Raw genomic sequence first — 15,416 nt, 5'->3', positions numbered from 1 at the left:
TATCATCGAGGTGCCCAATGGCGCGTTCCAAGACAAGCCTTGGTTGGCTGAAACGACATGTCAACGATCCCTATGTGAAGCAGGCGCAGAAGGATGGCTACCGCTCGCGTGCAAGTTACAAGCTTCTGGAGATCCAGGAGAAATACAAGCTGATCCGTCCCGGCATGAGCGTTGTCGACCTGGGTGCCGCGCCTGGTGGCTGGTCGCAGGTGACTAGCCGGCTGATCGGTGGTCAGGGGCGTCTGATCGCCTCGGACATCCTGGAAATGGACAGCATCCCGGACGTGAATTTCATCCAGGGTGACTTCACCGAGGACGAAGTGCTCGCGCGGATCCTTGAAGCCGTGGGTAATTCGCAGGTGGACCTTGTGATTTCCGATATGGCCCCCAATATGAGTGGTACGCCTGAAGTGGACATGCCAAAAGCCATGTTCCTTTGCGAGCTGGCGCTTGATCTGGCGGAGCGGATTCTCAAGCCGGGCGGTAATTTCGTGATCAAGATCTTTCAGGGCGAAGGGTTTGATGTTTACCTGAAGGACGCTCGCAAAAAATTCGACAAGATCCAGATGATCAAGCCGGATTCGTCCCGTGGCAGTTCCCGCGAGCAATACATGCTGGCTTGGGGTTACCGCGGGCGTAGTGAGTAAAACGAGGTTTTTCGGCGGGGTGATAGGTATTTCGTATTTCGCCCCGCGCGCATAAGCGAATATTGTGTAGAAAGTGTTTCACAAAGGGTTACAGACGGCGCCTGCCAGAGCTGTAGGTAATGTAGTAAGTTAGGCCGGTGAATATCATGCGAAGCGCGCGCCAGTAGCGGAGCTTGCTTCAGAGGGTAGTTAATTGAACGATATGGCAAAGAATCTGATCCTGTGGTTGATCATCGCGGCAGTCCTGGTGACGGTGATGAACAACTTCTCCAGCCCTAACGAGCCGCAGACCCTCAACTATTCCGACTTCATCCAGCAGGTCAAGGATGGCAAGGTCGAGCGCGTAGCCGTTGACGGCTATGTGATTACCGGCAAACGCAACGACGGCGACAGCTTCAAGACCATTCGTCCGGCGATCCAGGACAATGGCCTGATCGGCGACCTGGTCGACAACCACGTTGTGGTCGAAGGCAAACAGCCTGAGCAGCAAAGCATCTGGACCCAGCTCCTGGTGGCCAGCTTCCCGATCCTGGTAATCATCGCGGTGTTCATGTTCTTCATGCGCCAGATGCAGGGCGGGGCGGGCGGCAAGGGCGGACCGATGAGCTTCGGCAAGAGCAAGGCGCGCCTGCTTTCCGAAGACCAGGTGAAAACCACCTTGGCTGACGTTGCCGGTTGCGACGAAGCCAAGGAAGAAGTTGGCGAGCTGGTCGAGTTTCTGCGTGACCCGGGCAAGTTCCAGCGTCTGGGCGGTCGCATTCCGCGCGGCGTGCTGATGGTCGGTCCTCCGGGCACCGGTAAAACCTTGCTTGCCAAGGCGATTGCCGGCGAAGCGAAGGTGCCGTTCTTCACCATTTCCGGTTCCGACTTTGTTGAAATGTTCGTGGGTGTCGGTGCGAGCCGTGTTCGCGACATGTTCGAACAAGCCAAGAAACACGCTCCATGCATCATCTTCATCGACGAAATCGACGCCGTCGGTCGCCACCGTGGCGCCGGCATGGGTGGCGGTCACGACGAGCGCGAGCAGACTCTCAACCAATTGCTGGTGGAGATGGACGGCTTCGAGATGAACGACGGCATTATCGTGATTGCTGCTACCAACCGTCCTGACGTGCTCGACCCTGCGCTGCTGCGTCCGGGACGTTTCGACCGTCAGGTGGTGGTTGGTTTGCCGGATATCCGTGGTCGTGAGCAGATCCTCAAGGTTCACATGCGCAAAGTGCCAATGGGTGACGACGTTGCTCCGGCAGTCATCGCGCGTGGTACTCCGGGTTTCTCTGGTGCGGACCTGGCCAACCTGGTCAACGAAGCTTCGCTGTTCGCTGCGCGCAGCGGCAAGCGCATTGTTGAAATGAAAGAGTTCGAACTGGCTAAAGACAAGATCATGATGGGCGCCGAGCGCAAATCGATGGTCATGTCCGAGAAAGAAAAACAGAACACCGCTTATCACGAAGCCGGCCACGCCATCGTTGGTCGCGTAGTGCCTGAGCATGATCCGGTCTACAAGGTCTCGATCATTCCGCGCGGTCGTGCGCTGGGTGTGACCATGTTCCTGCCGGAAGAGGATCGCTACAGCCTGTCCAAGCGTGCACTGATCAGTCAGATCTGCTCGCTGTACGGCGGCCGAATCGCTGAAGAAATGACCCTTGGTTTCGACGGTGTAACCACCGGCGCTTCCAACGACATCATGCGTGCCAGCCAGATTGCACGGAACATGGTGACCAAGTGGGGTCTGTCGGAAAAACTCGGTCCGCTGATGTACGCCGAAGAAGAGGGTGAAGTGTTCCTCGGTCGCGGCGGTGGTGGTCAGAATGCAAGTTTCTCCGGTGAGACGGCCAAGCTGATCGACTCGGAAGTGCGCAGCATCATCGATCAGTGCTACGGCACCGCGAAACAGATTCTCACGGACAACCGCGACAAGCTGGACGCAATGGCGGATGCGCTCATGAAGTACGAAACGATTGATGCCGAGCAGATCGACGACATCATGGCGGGCCGTACACCTCGTGAACCTCGCGACTGGTCGGGCGGTACCGGCACCGGTACGCCGCCTCCAGTGGTCCAGGATGAGCGTCCGGAAACACCGATTGGCGGTCCGGCTGCTGACGTTTAAGGTTTGAAATGACTTCTGTACAGTCCCTGACCCGGTTGCCTTGCGGCAACCGGGTTCTTGATTTGGCCCGGACGCATGTCATGGGCATTCTCAATGTCACCCCTGATTCTTTTTCCGACGGCGGCCGTTACAGCCAGCGGGACGTGGCCTTGCGCCACGCCGAGGCCATGGTGGCGGCCGGGGCGACGCTGATTGACGTCGGTGGTGAGTCGACCCGCCCAGGTGCCCGCGCGGTTTCGCCGCTGGAAGAGCTGGAGCGCGTAGCGCCCATCGTAGAGCTGATCAATCGCGAACTGGATGTGGTCATCTCGGTCGATACGTCGACACCTGCGGTGATGCGCGAAACTGCGCGCCTCGGCGCCGGCTTGATCAACGATGTGCGTTCGCTGCGCCGTGATGGCGCGCTGGATGCCGCAGCGGCAACCGGCCTGCCGGTCTGTCTGATGCATATGCTCGGCGAGCCGGGTGACATGCAGGACAATCCGCACTACCAGGACGTGACTCGCGAAGTGAGCGATTTTCTGTCTGAGCGTATGGCGCAATGTGCGGCGGCAGGCATTCCTGCCGAGCGGATCATTCTTGATCCCGGTTTCGGTTTCGCCAAAACCCTGCAGCACAATCTAAGCTTGTTCAAACATATGGAAGACCTGCATGCGCTGGGTCGTCCGCTGTTGGTTGGCGTTTCACGCAAAAGCATGATCGGCCAGGCGCTGAATCGTCCCGTGGGCGAGCGTCTGCATGGCGGGCTGGCACTGGCAGCACTGGCATCGGTGAAAGGAGCGCGTATATTGCGCGTCCATGATGTGGCGGAAACGGTAGACGTGGTGCGCATGCTCGCGGCCGTGGAATCAGCCGAATAAGAATGATGGAGCACTTATGAGCAAGAAGTATTTTGGCACTGACGGTATTCGTGGTCGTGTTGGTGAGTATCCGATCACCCCTGACTTCATGCTCAAGCTCGGCTGGGCGGCGGGGATGGCGTTTCGCAAGATGGGCGCCTGCAAGGTGCTGGTCGGCAAGGACACGCGAATCTCTGGCTATATGTTCGAGTCGGCGCTTGAGGCAGGCCTGACGTCGGCGGGCGCCGACGTGATGCTCCTCGGCCCGATGCCGACACCGGCCATTGCCTATCTGTCGCGCACATTCCAGGCTGAAGCCGGGATCGTGATCAGCGCTTCGCACAATCCACATGACGATAACGGCATCAAGTTCTTCTCCGGGAAAGGCACCAAGCTGCCCGACGAGCTGGAGTTGATGATCGAAGAGTTGCTCGATGCGCCAATGACTGTCGTTGAGTCGAGCAAGATCGGCAAAGTATCGCGAATCAACGATGCTTCCGGTCGCTACATCGAATTTTGCAAAAGCAGTGTGCCGACCGGCACCAGTTTTTCTGGCCTGAAGATCGTTATCGACTGCGCGCACGGTGCAACTTACAAGGTCGCTCCGAGTGTCTTTCGTGAGTTGGGTGCTGAAGTGGTCGTGCTGTCGGCCCAGCCCAATGGTCTGAACATCAATGACAATTGCGGCTCGACTCATATGGGTCAACTGCAGGCTGCCGTGCTGGCTGAGCGCGCCGACCTGGGTATCGCCTTCGATGGTGACGGTGATCGGGTGCTGATGGTCGATCACACCGGTGCCATCGTTGATGGTGACGAGTTGCTGTTTATTATTGCCCGCGATCTGCACGAGCGTGGCAAGTTGCAGGGGGGGGTCGTTGGTACGCTGATGAGCAACCTTGGGCTTGAGTTGGCACTCGCCGAGCTTTCGATTCCGTTCATTCGTGCCAACGTTGGCGACCGTTATGTGATTGCCGAGTTGCTGGAGCGCCACTGGCTGGTGGGTGGTGAAAATTCCGGACACGTCGTCTGCTTCAATCACACCACTACCGGTGATGCGATCATCGCAGCGTTGCAGGTGCTGATGGCATTGAAGACACGTAATGAAGGACTGGCGCAAACTCGTCAGGCTCTGCGCAAGTGCCCTCAGGTGCTCATCAACGTCCGATTCGGTGGTGGCGAAAGTCCGCTTGAGCATCCGGCTGTCAAGGAAGCCAGTGCGCGTGTCACCCAGGCAATGGCGGGTCGTGGCCGGGTGCTTTTGCGCAAGTCCGGCACAGAGCCGCTGGTGCGTGTGATGGTCGAAGGTGAGGATGAAACTCAGGTTCGCGCCTATGCCGAAGAACTGGCAAAACTGGTAAGTGAAGTTTCTGCCTGATTCGGCTTGCCAGCCATGATTGTGTTGGGTAACATCTGCGCCCACTTTGACCGACGAGGTACAGCATGCGTCGCCCTATGGTAGCTGGTAACTGGAAGATGCACGGTACCCGCGCCAGCGTCGCTGAGCTGATCAACGGTCTTCGTCATCTGGCCTTGCCAAGCGGTGTTGATGTCGCGGTATTCCCGCCTTGCTTGCATATCAATCAAGTGATTGATGGCTTGAAAGGCAAGTCGATTTCGGTCGGCGCGCAGAACTCTGCGGTGGAATCCATGCAAGGTGCATTGACCGGTGAGATTGCGCCGAGTCAGTTGGTGGATGCGGGTTGTTCCCTGGTGCTTGTCGGGCACTCCGAGCGCCGCCAGATAATGGGCGAGCGAGACGGGATGCTGAATCGCAAGTTCGCAGCGGCACAGGCATGTGGCTTGATTCCGGTGTTGTGTGTAGGGGAAACCCTCGAGCAGCGCGAAGCCGGAAAAACTCTTGAGGTTGTCGGGCGTCAGCTGGGCAGCATCATCGAGGAGCTGGGTGTTGGTGCCTTTGCCAAGGCAGTCATTGCTTACGAGCCGGTCTGGGCCATTGGCACCGGACTGACTGCAACGCCGCAACAGGCGCAGGATGTGCATAAAGCCATTCGCGAGCAGTTGGCGGCAGAGAATTCTGAAGTCGCACGAGGTGTGCGGCTTCTATACGGCGGCAGCGTGAAGGCGGCCAATGCGGTCGAACTGTTCGGCATGCCGGATATCGATGGGGGGCTCATTGGTGGAGCTTCCCTGAATGCAGATGAGTTCGGTGCGATTTGTCGCGCCGCGGGAAACTGAAAAAATGCTGGAAACAGTCGTAGTCGTTTTTCATCTGCTGGGTGCATTGGGCGTAGTTGCTCTGGTTTTGCTGCAGCAGGGTAAAGGTGCGGATGCTGGCGCGTCTTTCGGAGCAGGTGCTTCAAATACTGTGTTCGGAAGCCAAGGTTCCTCTACCTTTCTTAGTAAGTTTACTGCTATACTTGCCGCCGGTTTCTTCATAACCAGCTTGGGGTTAGGTTACTTTGCTAAAGAGAAGGCTCATCAGCTGACTCAGGCAGGTTTGCCAAACCCGGCAGTGTTGGAAGTGCCTAAGCAACAACAACCGGCTTCTGATGATGTCCCGGTGCTTCAAGAGCAAAAGTCGGCTACTCCAGCGACTGACGTACCTCCAGCTCAAGAGCAGAAGTAAGAAGGGTTTCAAACGTAGTTTTGCCGAGGTGGTGGAATTGGTAGACACGCAACCTTGAGGTGGTTGTGCCCATAGGGTGTAGGGGTTCGAGTCCCCTTCTCGGTACCAATTAGTCAGGAGAGCCCGCTGTTGCGGGCTTTCTTGCAGGTGGAAGGTTACATTGACCCTATAAGGGATCGGTCGTATACTTCCGCCCCAGCTTTGTCGCGGGGTGGAGCAGTCTGGTAGCTCGTCGGGCTCATAACCCGAAGGTCGTCGGTTCAAATCCGGCCCCCGCAACCAGTTTAAGGAGCCCCTTTTAAGGGGCTTTTTGTTAGCTGGACACTTTCTACGCCGCTGTTCGACGGCGTTTCAAGGATGGGCGTTTCGCCCATTTTTTTATTTTGCATAGCATGCACATACATGCACGAGGGGGTTCAGGTGTCGAGCAAGCTAGAAGAGTTGCAGGCCTTGTTGGCCCCGGTGGTCGTGGCCCTAGGCTATGAATGCTGGGGTATTGAGTTTTCGGCTCAAGGTCGCCACTCAATGTTGCGCGTTTATATCGATAAAGAAGGCGGCGTGCTGGTGGATGATTGCGCCATCGTCAGCCGTCAGATCAGCGGTGTGCTGGATGTTGAAGATCCGATCTCCGTTGAATACACCCTTGAAGTTTCCTCGCCTGGCATGGAACGCCCGCTGTTCACTCTTGAGCAGTTTGCAAAATTTGCCGGTGAACAAGTAAAGATCAAGCTGCGCTCGCCTTTTGAAGGGCGACGCAACTTTCAGGGCCTTCTGCGCGGTGTAGAAGAGCAGGACGTCGTGGTGCAGGTAGATGACCATGAATTCCTGTTGCCGATCGACATGATCGACAAGGCCAACATTATTCCCAGTTTTGACTGAGACGCGGATCCCGCGGATCCAATGGCTTGCGAAAGGCGAGGCGTACGATGAGCAAAGAAGTACTGCTGGTTGTTGAGTCGGTATCCAATGAAAAGGGCGTACCGGCAAGCGTAATTTTTGAAGCGCTGGAGCTGGCCCTGGCCACTGCTACGAAAAAGCGTTTTGAAGACGAAGTTGACCTGCGTGTGGAAATTAACCGCCACACCGGTTCCTACGAAACTTTCCGTCGCTGGACGGTCGTCGAAGAGAATGATCTTGACGATCCGGCCATCGAAACCTGGCCGAGCAAGGTTGCCGAAACGCATCCTGGCGCCAAGGTTGGCGACGTCGTCGAAGAAAAAATCGAATCCATCGAGTTCGGCCGCATTGCCGCACAGACTGCCAAGCAAGTCATCGTGCAGAAAGTGCGTGAAGCCGAGCGCGCTCAAGTGGTCGACGCCTATCGCGAGCGCCTGGGAGAGATCATCTCCGGCACCGTGAAAAAAGTGACCCGCGACAACGTGATCGTCGATCTGGGTAACAACGCCGAGGCGTTGCTGGCCCGTGAAGACATCATTTCTCGCGAAACCTTCCGTGTCGGTGTACGTCTGCGTGCATTGCTCAAGGAAATCCGCACCGAGAACCGCGGCCCGCAGCTGATTCTGTCGCGTACTGCGCCGGAAATGCTGATCGAGCTGTTCCGTATCGAAGTGCCGGAAATCGCTGAAGGCCTGATCGAAGTCATGGCAGCGTCCCGTGATCCGGGTTCGCGTGCCAAGATCGCTGTCCGCTCCAAGGACAAACGCATCGACCCGCAGGGCGCGTGCATCGGTATGCGCGGTTCGCGCGTCCAGGCCGTGTCGGGTGAGTTGGGCGGTGAGCGTGTTGATATCGTCCTGTGGGACGACAACCCGGCTCAGTTCGTGATCAACGCCATGTCCCCGGCCGAGGTTGCGGCAATTATCGTTGACGAAGATGCCCATGCAATGGACATCGCCGTTGGCGCAGACAATCTGGCTCAGGCCATCGGTCGTGGTGGTCAGAACGTGCGTCTGGCAAGCCAGTTGACAGGCTGGACCCTGAACGTGATGACCGAATCGGACATCCAGGCTAAGCAACAAGCAGAAACCGGCGACATCCTGCGCAACTTCATCGACGAGCTGGAAGTCGACGAAGAGCTGGCTCAGGTGCTGGTTGATGAAGGCTTCACCAGCCTGGAAGAGATTGCCTACGTACCGTTGGAAGAAATGCTCAACATCGACGGCTTTGACGAAGACATCGTCAACGAGCTTCGCGCTCGTGCCAAGGATCGCTTGTTGACCAAAGCCATCGCTACTGAGGAAAAGCTGGCAGACGCCCATCCGGCCGAAGACCTGCTCTCGCTTGAGGGTATGGACAAGGATTTGGCGATGGAACTGGCGGTGCGCGGCGTAATTACCCGCGAAGACCTGGCCGAGCAGTCTATTGACGACCTGCTCGACATCGACGGCATTGACGATGATCGTGCCGGCAAGTTGATCATGGCCGCCCGAGCCCACTGGTTCGAGTAATTAGGCGCGGCCTGAGGAGAGAAGTGCATGACGCAAGTCACGGTGAAACAACTGGCCGATGAGGTCAAAACACCGGTAGAGCGCCTGTTGCAGCAGATGCGTGAGGCAGGTCTGCCGCACACCGCCGCCGAAGAACATGTGACTGACAGTGAGAAGCAATCCCTGCTGACTCACTTGAAAAGCAGCCACAAGGCGAAAGTGGAAGAACCACGCAAGATCACGCTGCAGCGTAAAACCACCAGCACCCTGCGTGTAGCTGGTAGCAAGAGCATCAGCGTAGAAGTTCGCAAGAAGAAAGTTTTCGTACAGCGTAGCCCGGAAGAAATCGAAGCCGAGCGCCAGCGTGAACTGGAAGAGCGTCGCGCAGTAGAAAATGCTGCCCGTCAGAAGGCTGAAGAAGAAGCCAAGCAGCGCGCTGAAGAAGAAGCGCGTCGCCAGCCTGCTGCTGCGTCGAATGCTCCTGCCGAAGCTGTTGCAGCACCTGCTCCAGTGGCCGAACCTGTGCGCGAAGCTGCGCCGGTTGTTGCTGCTGCGCCAGCTGCCGACACTCGCAAGCGCGACGAACAGCGTCGTCCGGACAAACCACGTGCCGACGATAACAATCGTCGCGGTAGTGGTGATGGCGAGCGCAAAAACGCTCCGCATCGTGCGTCGGTCAAAGAAAAAGCGCCGGCTCCACGTGTGGCGCCACGCACTACCGACGAAGAGAGCGATGGCTTCCGTCGTGGTGGTCGCGGCAAGGCCAAGCTGAAGAAACGCAACGCTCACGGTTTCCAGAGCCCAACCGGCCCTGTCGTGCGTGAAGTGAAGATCGGCGAAACCATCACTGTTGGCGATCTCGCTCAACAGATGTCGGTCAAGGCTGCCGAAATCATCAAGTTCATGTTCAAGCTGGGTACCCCGGCCACCATCAACCAGGTACTGGATCAGGAAACTGCCCAACTGGTTGCTGAAGAACTGGGCCACAAAGTGACCCTGATCAGCGACACCGCCCTGGAAGATTCCCTGGCCGAGTCCCTGAAGTTCGAAGGTGAAGCGGTTCCTCGTGCGCCGGTCGTGACCGTAATGGGCCACGTTGACCACGGTAAGACCTCGCTGCTCGACTACATCCGTCGTGCCAAGGTAGCTGCTGGCGAAGCCGGCGGTATCACTCAGCACATCGGTGCGTACCACGTTGAAACCGAACGCGGCATGGTCACCTTCCTTGACACCCCGGGTCACGCCGCGTTTACCGCAATGCGTGCTCGTGGTGCCAAGGCGACTGACATCGTGATCCTCGTGGTTGCGGCGGACGACGGCGTGATGCCACAAACCATCGAAGCCGTTCAGCACGCCAAGGCGGCTGGCGTTCCTCTGGTGGTTGCGGTGAACAAGATCGACAAGCCGGGTGCCGACCTCGATCGCATCCGCAGCGAACTGTCGGTTCACGGCGTGACTTCCGAAGAGTGGGGTGGTGACACTCCATTCGTACCGGTTTCGGCGAAAATGGGTACCGGCGTAGACGAACTGCTCGAAGCCGTTCTGCTGCAGGCCGAAGTTCTCGAACTGACCGCCACTCCATCGGCTCCTGGCCGTGGTGTTGTTGTCGAATCGCGTCTGGACAAGGGCCGTGGCCCGGTAGCCACCGTGCTGGTTCAGGACGGTACGCTGCGTCAAGGCGACATGGTGCTGGTCGGCTCGAACTATGGCCGCGTGCGCGCCATGCTCGACGAGAACGGCAAGCCGATCAAGGAAGCAGGTCCGGCCATTCCGGTCGAGATCCTGGGTCTTGACGGTACTCCGGACGCTGGCGACGAGATGAGCGTGGTTGCCGACGAGAAGAAAGCCCGTGAAGTGGCTCTGTTCCGTCAAGGCAAGTTCCGCGAAGTCAAACTGGCTCGCGCTCACGCCGGCAAGCTGGAAAACATCTTCGAAAACATGGGCCAGGAAGAGAAGAAGACGCTCAACATCGTCCTCAAATCCGACGTCCGTGGTTCGCTGGAAGCTTTGCAGGGCGCTCTGAACGGCCTGGGCAACGACGAAGTGCAAGTGCGCGTGGTCGGTGGCGGTGTCGGTGGTATCACCGAATCCGACGCCAACCTGGCATTGGCTTCCAACGCTGTACTGTTCGGCTTCAACGTGCGTGCCGATGCTGGCGCACGGAAGATCGTCGAGCAGGAAGGTCTGGACATGCGTTACTACAACGTGATCTACGACATCATCGAAGACGTCAAGAAAGCCCTGACCGGCATGCTCGGCAGCGATGTTCGCGAGAACATCCTGGGTGTGGCCGAAGTGCGTGACGTGTTCCGTTCGCCGAAGTTTGGCGCGATCGCCGGCTGCATGGTGATCGAAGGTGTTGTGCACCGTAACCGTCCGATCCGTGTACTGCGTGAAGACATCGTTATCTTCGAAGGCGAGCTGGAATCCCTGCGCCGCTTCAAGGATGACGCTTCCGAAGTACGTGCCGGCATGGAATGCGGTATCGGCGTGAAGAGCTACAACGACGTCAAAGTCGGCGACAAGATCGAAGTCTTCGAGAAGGTTCAGGTTGCTCGCAGCCTCTAACTCGCGCACTTCAGGAGCCGTGATGGCCGGCCGCACTCAACTGTGTGGCGCATCACCCGGACTCTAAACGCAACGCCCGGTCTGGCATTTGTCAGGCCGGGCGTTTGCCGCTTTCAGACCTTGCGGGTTTCACCGTGGGGCAGTAACAGGTAACAAGTCATGGCAAAAGAATACAGCCGTACCCAACGTATCGGCGATCAGATGCAGCGTGAGCTGGCCCAACTGATCCGTCGCGAAGTCAAAGATCCACGTGTTGGCCTGGTCACCATTACCGCTGTGGAAGTCAGTCGTGACGTCGGTCACGCGAAGATCTTCATCACCGTGATGGGGCAAGACAACGCCGAAGATATCGCGCAAAGCATCAAGGTGCTCAACGCTGCCGCAGGCTTCCTGCGGATGCAACTGGCCCGTGAAATGAAGCTGCGCAGCGTGCCGCAATTGCACTTCCACTACGACGAAAGCGTCGTGCGTGGTGCGCACCTGTCGGCGCTGATCGAGCGCGCCGTGGCTGAGGATAATCAGCACGTGGCCGCCGCTGAACCTGAAGACACCAAGGAGTAATTCGGTGGCTCAGGTCAAACGTATCCGTCGTAACGTCAGCGGTATCATCCTGCTCGACAAGCCGCTGGGGTTCACCTCCAACGCCGCGTTGCAGAAGGTTCGCTGGTTGCTCAACGCCGAGAAGGCCGGTCACACTGGCAGTCTCGATCCGTTGGCCACCGGTGTATTGCCGCTGTGCTTTGGCGAGGCAACCAAGTTCTCGCAATACCTGCTCGATTCCGACAAGGGTTATGAAACCCTGGCGCAGTTGGGCAAGACCACTACCACGGCAGACGCCGAAGGTGAGGTTTTGCAGGAGCGTCCGGTGACCGTTGGTCGCGCCGATGTCGAAGCGGTTCTACCGAAATTTCGTGGGCAAATCAGTCAGATACCGCCGATGTACTCGGCACTCAAGCGTGACGGGCAGCCGCTGTACAAGCTGGCCCGTGCAGGCGAAGTAGTGGAGCGCGAACCGCGTTCTGTTACTATTGCGCGCTTGGAATTGCTGGCCTTCGAAGGCGATACTGCGCGTCTTGCGGTGGATTGCAGCAAGGGCACCTATATTCGCACCCTGGTGGAGGATATCGGTGAGCAACTCGGTTGTGGTGCGTACGTCGCAGAACTGCGTCGTACCCAGGCCGGGCCTTTTACCCTGGCGCAGACCGTTACCCTCGAAGAGCTGGAAGCGGTACATGCCGAAGGCGGCAACGAAGCGGTCGATCGCTTCCTGATGCCATCGGACAGTGGCCTGCAGGATTGGCCGCTGCTGCACTTCTCCGAAGCGAGCGCGTTCTACTGGCTCAACGGCCAGCCGGTACGTGCCCCGGATGCTCCGAAGTTTGGCATGGTACGGGTACAGGATCACAACGGTCGCTTCATCGGTATCGGTGAAGTGAGCGAAGACGGGCGCATCGCGCCACGTCGACTGATTCGGTCAGAATGACCGGAAACCGGTCCGTGTAACAGCGGGCCGGCGAGTGTGGCTGTTAACAGGCACGGTCACGACTCATTTATAGATACAGGGATTTGTCCCTGGCCTGTTGAAACTGTTTTTGAAACAGTTTCCTGATAAAAGGATTGCCTCATGGCTCTCGACGTTCAAGAAAAAGCTCAAATCGTTGCCGACTACCAGCAAGCTGTTGGTGATACTGGTTCGCCAGAAGTGCAAGTTGCACTGCTGACCGCCAACATCAACAAACTGCAAGGTCACTTCAAGGCCAACGGTAAAGACCACCACTCCCGTCGTGGTCTGATCCGCATGGTAAACCAGCGTCGCAAGCTGCTGGACTACCTGAAAGGCAAGGATCTGAGCCGTTACAGCGCTCTGATCGGCCGCCTGGGTCTGCGTCGCTAATCAGCGATTGCGCTATGAGGTTGGTTGTCTGTCAGGCATCAGCGGTTTTCCGCTGGTGGCTGGCAGGCTCCCAGCCTCAAGTTTTATCTGCACTACCGTTTTACCCGGACAGTCAACGGGCCGATTCCCGACATTGCCCAAGAATTTCGCAAGAAACCAGTTCCCCCAAGAGCCACAAAGAAGGTAGGACACCGTGAACCCGGTAATCAAAAAATTCCAGTTCGGTCAGTCGACCGTTACCCTCGAGACTGGCCGTATCGCCCGTCAGGCCTCCGGCGCAGTATTGGTCACCGTTGACGACGACGTCAGCGTATTGGTGACCGTAGTCGGTGCCAAGCAAGCCGATCCAGGCAAGGGCTTCTTCCCTCTGTCCGTTCACTACCAGGAAAAAACTTACGCTGCCGGTAAGATCCCTGGCGGTTTCTTCAAGCGTGAAGGCCGTCCTTCCGAGAAAGAAACCCTGACTTCCCGACTGATCGACCGTCCGATCCGTCCGCTGTTCCCAGAAGGCTTCATGAACGAAGTGCAGGTTGTCTGCACCGTCGTTTCCACCAGCAAGAAGACCGATCCGGACATCGCTGCGATGATCGGTACCTCGGCTGCCCTGGCCATCTCGGGCATTCCGTTCGACGGCCCGATCGGCGCCGCTCGTGTTGCTTTCCACGAAAGCACCGGCTACCTGCTGAACCCGACTTACGAGCAGCAGGCAGCTTCGAGCCTGGACATGGTCGTTGCCGGTACTTCGGACGCCGTACTGATGGTTGAATCGGAAGCCAAAGAGCTGACCGAAGACCAGATGCTGGGCGCGGTACTGTTCGCTCACGACGAGTTCCAGGTTGTGATCAACGCGGTTAAAGAACTGGCCGCTGAAGCTGCCAAGCCAACCTGGACCTGGGCTCCTGCTCCAGAAGCCACCGAACTGCTGGGCGCGATCCGTGCCGAGTTCGGCGACGCGATCTCCCAGGCTTACACCATCACCATCAAGGCCGATCGTTATGCTCGCCTGGGTGAGCTGAAGGATCAGGTTGTTGCCAAACTGTCCGGTGAAGAAGGCCAGCCTTCGTCCAGCGAAGTCAAAGCGGCTTTCGGCGAAATCGAATACCGCACCGTTCGCGAAAACATCGTCAACGGCAAGCCGCGTATCGACGGCCGCGACACCCGCACCGTACGTCCGCTGAACATCGAAGTGGGCGTTCTGCCGAAAACCCACGGTTCGGCTCTGTTCACCCGTGGCGAGACCCAGGCTCTGGTAGTTGCAACACTGGGCACCGCCCGTGACGCACAGCTGCTGGACACCCTGGAAGGCGAGAAAAAAGACCCGTTCATGCTGCACTACAACTTCCCTCCGTTCTCGGTGGGCGAGTGTGGTCGCATGGGTGGTGCTGGTCGTCGTGAAATCGGTCACGGCCGTCTGGCCCGTCGTTCGGTTTCGGCCATGCTGCCAGCCGCTGACGTGTTCCCGTACACCATCCGTGTGGTTTCGGAAATCACCGAATCCAACGGTTCGAGCTCGATGGCTTCCGTTTGCGGCGCTTCCCTGGCCCTGATGGACGCTGGTGTTCCAATGAAGGCGCCGGTTGCCGGTATCGCCATGGGTCTGGTTAAAGAAGGCGAGAAATTCGCTGTTCTGACCGACATCCTCGGTGACGAAGACCACCTGGGCGACATGGACTTCAAAGTAGCCGGTACCGCCAAAGGCGTTACTGCGCTGCAGATGGACATCAAGATCAAGGGCATCACCGAAGAGATCATGGAAATCGCTCTGGGCCAAGCCCTGGAAGCGCGCCTGAACATCCTCGGTCAGATGAACCAGATCATCGGCCAGTCGCGTACCGAACTGTCGGCCAACGCTCCGACAATGATCGCGATGAAAATCGACACCGACAAAATCCGTGACGTTATCGGTAAGGGTGGCGCGACCATCCGTGCGATCTGCGAAGAAACCAAGGCTTCGATCGACATCGAAGATGACGGCTCGATCAAGATCTTCGGCGAAACCAAGGAAGCTGCAGAAGCTGCTCGTCAGCGCGTTCTGAGCATCACTGCAGAAGCTGAAATCGGCAAGATCTACGTCGGTAAGGTTGAGCGCATCGTCGACTTCGGCGCATTCGTCAACATCCTGCCTGGCAAGGACGGTCTGGTGCACATCTCGATGCTGAGCGACGCTCGCGTAGAGAAAGTGACCGACATCCTGAAAGAAGGCCAGGAAGTGGAAGTGCTGGTACTGGACGTGGACAACCGCGGCCGTATCAAGCTGTCCATCAAAGACGTGGCAGCGGCCAAGGCTTCGGGCGTTTAATCACCCCAGAGCTTTAGCGCAATGAAAATGCCCCGCCGTGAAAACGGCGGGGCATTTTTTTGTCTCGCAAATATCGAGACAT

Annotated in this window: 13 protein-coding genes and 2 tRNA genes; all 15 read left to right on the top strand. The window is 57.8% G+C overall.

What is annotated here, in order from left to right; translation table 11 throughout:
• Window positions 1-17: 17 nt before the first annotated feature.
• The 15 genes from rlmE to pnp all read left to right on the top strand — a co-directional run bounded on the left by rlmE (window position 18) and on the right by pnp (window position 15,334).
• A complete protein-coding gene (rlmE, locus tag U862_RS0111055; RefSeq protein WP_025110456.1) occupies window positions 18-647 on the top strand; it encodes a 23S rRNA (uridine(2552)-2'-O)-methyltransferase RlmE in 630 nt (209 codons plus the stop codon).
• Window positions 648-849: 202 nt separating this feature from the next.
• Complete coding sequence (gene ftsH / locus U862_RS0111050) at window positions 850-2,760, top strand: ATP-dependent zinc metalloprotease FtsH (protein ID WP_025110455.1); 1,911 nt, start codon at window positions 850-852, stop codon at window positions 2,758-2,760.
• An 8-nt stretch (window positions 2,761-2,768) separates the two neighbouring features.
• On the top strand, window positions 2,769-3,620 hold the full coding sequence (gene folP, locus U862_RS0111045) for a dihydropteroate synthase (RefSeq protein WP_025110454.1): 852 nt from the start codon (window positions 2,769-2,771) through the stop codon (window positions 3,618-3,620).
• Window positions 3,621-3,636: 16 nt separating this feature from the next.
• Window positions 3,637-4,974 carry a phosphoglucosamine mutase gene (glmM, locus tag U862_RS0111040; protein WP_025110453.1) on the top strand — a complete coding sequence of 446 codons (1,338 nt, stop codon included), beginning with the start codon at window positions 3,637-3,639 and terminating at the stop codon, window positions 4,972-4,974.
• A 65-nt stretch (window positions 4,975-5,039) separates the two neighbouring features.
• A complete protein-coding gene (tpiA, locus tag U862_RS0111035; protein ID WP_008088336.1) occupies window positions 5,040-5,795 on the top strand; it encodes a triose-phosphate isomerase in 756 nt (251 codons plus the stop codon).
• Between the two features lie 4 nt (window positions 5,796-5,799).
• Window positions 5,800-6,186 (top strand): preprotein translocase subunit SecG, encoded by a 387-nt coding sequence (gene secG, locus U862_RS0111030; protein WP_016986497.1) that lies wholly within the window; start codon window positions 5,800-5,802, stop codon window positions 6,184-6,186.
• A gap of 22 nt (window positions 6,187-6,208) precedes the next feature.
• A tRNA-Leu gene (locus U862_RS0111025) sits at window positions 6,209-6,294 on the top strand.
• Between the two features lie 97 nt (window positions 6,295-6,391).
• Window positions 6,392-6,468 (top strand) — tRNA-Met (locus U862_RS0111020).
• A gap of 138 nt (window positions 6,469-6,606) precedes the next feature.
• Entirely contained in the window at window positions 6,607-7,065 is a 459-nt protein-coding gene (rimP, locus tag U862_RS0111015) for a ribosome maturation factor RimP (protein WP_007915250.1), read from the top strand.
• A 47-nt stretch (window positions 7,066-7,112) separates the two neighbouring features.
• Window positions 7,113-8,594, top strand: coding sequence for a transcription termination factor NusA (nusA, locus tag U862_RS0111010; RefSeq protein ID WP_003221546.1), 1,482 nt, complete (start codon window positions 7,113-7,115; stop codon window positions 8,592-8,594).
• A gap of 27 nt (window positions 8,595-8,621) precedes the next feature.
• The gene (gene infB / locus U862_RS0111005; RefSeq protein WP_025110452.1) at window positions 8,622-11,141 is read left to right on the top strand and encodes a translation initiation factor IF-2; all 2,520 of its coding nucleotides are present in this window, start codon (window positions 8,622-8,624) and stop codon (window positions 11,139-11,141) included.
• Window positions 11,142-11,300: 159 nt separating this feature from the next.
• Window positions 11,301-11,702 (top strand): 30S ribosome-binding factor RbfA, encoded by a 402-nt coding sequence (gene rbfA, locus U862_RS0111000; RefSeq protein ID WP_007953741.1) that lies wholly within the window; start codon window positions 11,301-11,303, stop codon window positions 11,700-11,702.
• A 4-nt stretch (window positions 11,703-11,706) separates the two neighbouring features.
• The gene (gene truB, locus U862_RS0110995) at window positions 11,707-12,624 is read left to right on the top strand and encodes a tRNA pseudouridine(55) synthase TruB (protein WP_024011571.1); all 918 of its coding nucleotides are present in this window, start codon (window positions 11,707-11,709) and stop codon (window positions 12,622-12,624) included.
• Between the two features lie 141 nt (window positions 12,625-12,765).
• Window positions 12,766-13,035, top strand: coding sequence for a 30S ribosomal protein S15 (gene rpsO / locus U862_RS0110990; protein ID WP_003221553.1), 270 nt, complete (start codon window positions 12,766-12,768; stop codon window positions 13,033-13,035).
• A gap of 193 nt (window positions 13,036-13,228) precedes the next feature.
• Window positions 13,229-15,334 (top strand): polyribonucleotide nucleotidyltransferase, encoded by a 2,106-nt coding sequence (gene pnp, locus U862_RS0110985; protein ID WP_025110451.1) that lies wholly within the window; start codon window positions 13,229-13,231, stop codon window positions 15,332-15,334.
• Window positions 15,335-15,416: the final 82 nt, after the last annotated feature.

This window comes from Pseudomonas sp. H1h (assembly GCF_000633255.1).
Lineage (GTDB): Bacteria > Pseudomonadota > Gammaproteobacteria > Pseudomonadales > Pseudomonadaceae > Aquipseudomonas.
This window is presented reverse-complemented; position numbering and strand designations above follow the sequence as displayed.

Coding starts and splice junctions, on each gene's coding strand:
- rlmE (WP_025110456.1), top strand. CDS start 18: ATGGCGCGTTCCAAGACAAGCCTTGGTTGGCTGAAACGACATGTCAAC.
- ftsH (WP_025110455.1), top strand. CDS start 850: ATGGCAAAGAATCTGATCCTGTGGTTGATCATCGCGGCAGTCCTGGTG.
- folP (WP_025110454.1), top strand. CDS start 2,769: ATGACTTCTGTACAGTCCCTGACCCGGTTGCCTTGCGGCAACCGGGTT.
- glmM (WP_025110453.1), top strand. CDS start 3,637: ATGAGCAAGAAGTATTTTGGCACTGACGGTATTCGTGGTCGTGTTGGT.
- tpiA (WP_008088336.1), top strand. CDS start 5,040: ATGCGTCGCCCTATGGTAGCTGGTAACTGGAAGATGCACGGTACCCGC.
- secG (WP_016986497.1), top strand. CDS start 5,800: ATGCTGGAAACAGTCGTAGTCGTTTTTCATCTGCTGGGTGCATTGGGC.
- nusA (WP_003221546.1), top strand. CDS start 7,113: ATGAGCAAAGAAGTACTGCTGGTTGTTGAGTCGGTATCCAATGAAAAG.
- infB (WP_025110452.1), top strand. CDS start 8,622: ATGACGCAAGTCACGGTGAAACAACTGGCCGATGAGGTCAAAACACCG.
- rbfA (WP_007953741.1), top strand. CDS start 11,301: ATGGCAAAAGAATACAGCCGTACCCAACGTATCGGCGATCAGATGCAG.
- rpsO (WP_003221553.1), top strand. CDS start 12,766: ATGGCTCTCGACGTTCAAGAAAAAGCTCAAATCGTTGCCGACTACCAG.